This is a genomic window from Cupriavidus sp. 8B (assembly GCF_054589115.1).
This window is the reverse complement of record NZ_BAAILO010000126.1, coordinates 1-2,919: the sequence shown is the minus strand read 5'-3', so window position 1 is coordinate 2,919 and position 2,919 is coordinate 1. Positions and strand designations below refer to the sequence as shown.

Genomic DNA, 2,919 nt, shown 5'->3' with positions numbered 1-2,919 from the left:
TGGCGGCATCGTGAAGTTCAACCGCTATGACGATGAGTATGCCGAGGCCGTTGCGGCCATCGAGGCGCTCGCGCCGACCCTGGGTGAGCGGAAATCCGCCGCCATCCTGGCACGCACAAACCGCATCCTAGACCCGGTAGAAGCCGTGTGCCGCTCGCATGGCGTGAAATACTACCGCGCCTCCGGCAAGTCGATCCTGAACCGCCCCGAGGCAGCACTGATGTGCAACCTGCTGGAAATCATCCAGAAGGTGAAGACCAACGGGCTGGACGCATTGCTGGGCTTCGCCGGCGCAGGTGCTCAGGAACTGCGGCTGCTGCATAGCAAGATGGGGCCGGCGCTGGAACAACGACAAAGGAAGGAACTCGTCGCGTTCGGTGTATCGGAGGAAACCGCCGAGCGATACCGCGACCTGATGAAGCGGCTGGCCGAATGGCGCACCCTCTGCGACCGGCAGTTCTACTCCCTGGTCCTCGAAGGCGTGCATGAGTGGATGGCCCAACACGCCAAAGCAGATCCAGCCAGGCGAGCGATCACCACCACCTATGACGTGCTCTCTCGGCTCAATGGCACGTTCTCCGAGCGGCTGGAATTCCTGCGCCGACAGAACAACGAGCCGGCACCGGACGCACTGGTGCTCACCACCATCCACGCGTCAAAGGGCCTCGAATGGGATGGAATCGTTGTCATCCGCGTAGAGGAGACGGTTATCCCAGATGAGAAAGGCAGTACCGAATCAGAGGAACGGCGCTTGTTCTACGTTGGCATGACACGGGCCCGCGACTGGCTGGCACTCAGTACGGCCAAGAAGAACCCAACGTCGCGGTTCGTGATTGAGGCTGGACTGGCATGACAGGTCCACCCTAAAAAACAAAAGCCAGGATTGCAGTCCTGGCTTCTGCGGAAGTTGCCGGGTCCCGAAAAAGGCGTACCAGACTGCACCTCCCACTGAGTGCAGAGTCTAGGAAAGCCTTCGGGTCCCGTCAACGCCTTCACAAGAATTTCTTACATAGAACGGCGAAACATGATTCGAACCATGGAAGCCGATGGGCGGCGCTCGCCTATCGGCAATGGTGCCTCGCATCCTTGCGCCGTGGGCAGCGTACATCCTGCTGCCCACGGCGCAAGCGACTGCGGACCACACTACTTACCGAGCAAGATTGCCAACGCGCTCGTGCGCGTCTATGAGGCGTTGCATGAGTTTGCGTTGACGCAGACGCAGCGTCAGGTTCTCGCCTGCCTGGTTCGCAACGGCGTCAAACAGCAAGATCCAGCGCACTGGATCTTCATGAAGAAGGTCACGATCGCACAACGGCTTCGGCTTAGCGAGGCGACCGTCTATCGTTGCCTCGCGGCCCTAGAGCGCGTCGGCCTAATCGAGCGGGAGGATCAAAGACTGACCGCCTACACGCTGAAGGTCCTTGGTCGAATTCGCCTATCGGGGCAAGCCATTTGCAACCTTGGCTTGGCGTCGGATCAACCTTCGCGCGAGATGAGCGTCATAGAGAGAGTCTCAGACGCACTGGACCGGGTACCCTCCACCCTGCAGCCCGACCTCGCACCGGCGAGAGACGTTAACCTACCCCCTCAACAATCTTCTTCGAAGAAACAGTCACCGGGGGCAAGGCCGTTCATTCGCGTGCAGGGCAAAGCCGTGCCCTCGGATCTGGCCTGGTTGGTTATGCAAAACGGACTCGCCCTGACCGGCCTGTTTGCCCTCATGAAGCGCGCTAAGGCGGTCGGCCATCGGCTTTCGAACGTAATTGCAGTGGTCAGCGATGCCCTGATACCGCTCAAGGGCAGGGAACTCTTCGCCTACATCCAGGCTCTGCTGTCCAAGACGGTCGACTACGCATTTGTCGCAGAACAGCAGGCAACGCAAGCGCAGGCCGAGCGCGCAAAGGCGGAAGCCGCAGCTGCCGTTACCGCGAAAATTTCGGATCTGGTCTCAAGGCTCCGTGGGGTCCAGGTAACGCGCGCCGACGGTGCCGTGCTCAGCGTTGATGAGGCATCGGTGGTGATCGAGAAGGCTGGCCGTAGGGCCGCGGCACCCCATGCGCTCGCGTTCGATCTCCTGCGGGAGATGGCGGCCTGCCAGGCGAACGACGGAAAGTCGGCCTTTGCTCGGCCCTGTGTGGACCCGTTCAAACGCGGCCAGTCCTTGGTGGTGATGGAGGCGCAGTTAGCCGCCGCCCGGGGAATACTTCGTGGGCGCTCGTCGCCGGCGCACTTGACCAGGTGCGCGGCACGCCCCGCCCTTCAGAACGGCGAGAGATAGCGCGGCCTCGGTACCGGCGTAACCTTCGCTGAAGGCCGCATTTCGGTTGTCTGGATTTACACCCTGAGGCGGCCTGGCCTATCTCCGTGTGCCGGCGCATGGCGTGTCGGACGCGCAGACCGTGCGCGCTGTTAGCAACCCCGTCTTGTCCATCTGGATCGAGCGCCTCGCGTCCCCTCCCGTCGCCGCCTAGCTGGTATTCACGCTGAAGACCTGCGGCACTCCAGGCACCGAGATGAGCCTCGGCAGGATCGAGCGGGCCGCACTCCATGAATACGAGCGCATCGCACCAATCGTGCGTAATGAGCCGAGGTGCACTGGTTGGTGTGCGATGCGGCACATTTCTGGCGGGCGCGAGGTGGCGTGGGAGGGTAATTCGTAACGGTCATCCATTGCAGAACCGTTGACCGACAGGGTCAGGTAGCACGGTGCGATGCGCATTTTTATCTATATTTAGGTATAATCCCGTGATGCCGACGACGATAAAAATGCTGCGCTGGGTGGGGTCAGCGAAAAAAGACCTAGGCGCGATGCCGAAAGACGTCCAAGACACCTTTGGCTATGCGCTGCACTTGGCCCAGGTGGGTAGTAAGCACAGCCAGGCCAAACCGCTGAAGGGCTTCGGCGGGGCGGGTGTGCTG

General features: G+C 61.2%; 2 protein-coding genes. Both read left to right on the top strand.

Annotation, left to right across the window (positions count from 1 at the left end):
* Window positions 1-853, top strand: an 853-nt coding sequence (locus tag ACYP5B_RS13675; RefSeq protein WP_459570016.1) for a 3'-5' exonuclease, incomplete at its 5' end; no start/stop codon positions are given.
* 183 nt (window positions 854-1,036) lie between these two features.
* On the top strand, window positions 1,037-2,278 hold the full coding sequence (locus ACYP5B_RS13670) for a helix-turn-helix transcriptional regulator (protein ID WP_459570014.1): 1,242 nt from the start codon (window positions 1,037-1,039) through the stop codon (window positions 2,276-2,278).
* The last annotated feature ends 641 nt before the right edge of the window (window positions 2,279-2,919 follow it).

Excerpts from the sequence above, each read along its gene's own strand:
- ACYP5B_RS13670 (WP_459570014.1), top strand. The coding sequence starts at position 1,037 with ATGGAAGCCGATGGGCGGCGCTCGCCTATCGGCAATGGTGCCTCGCAT.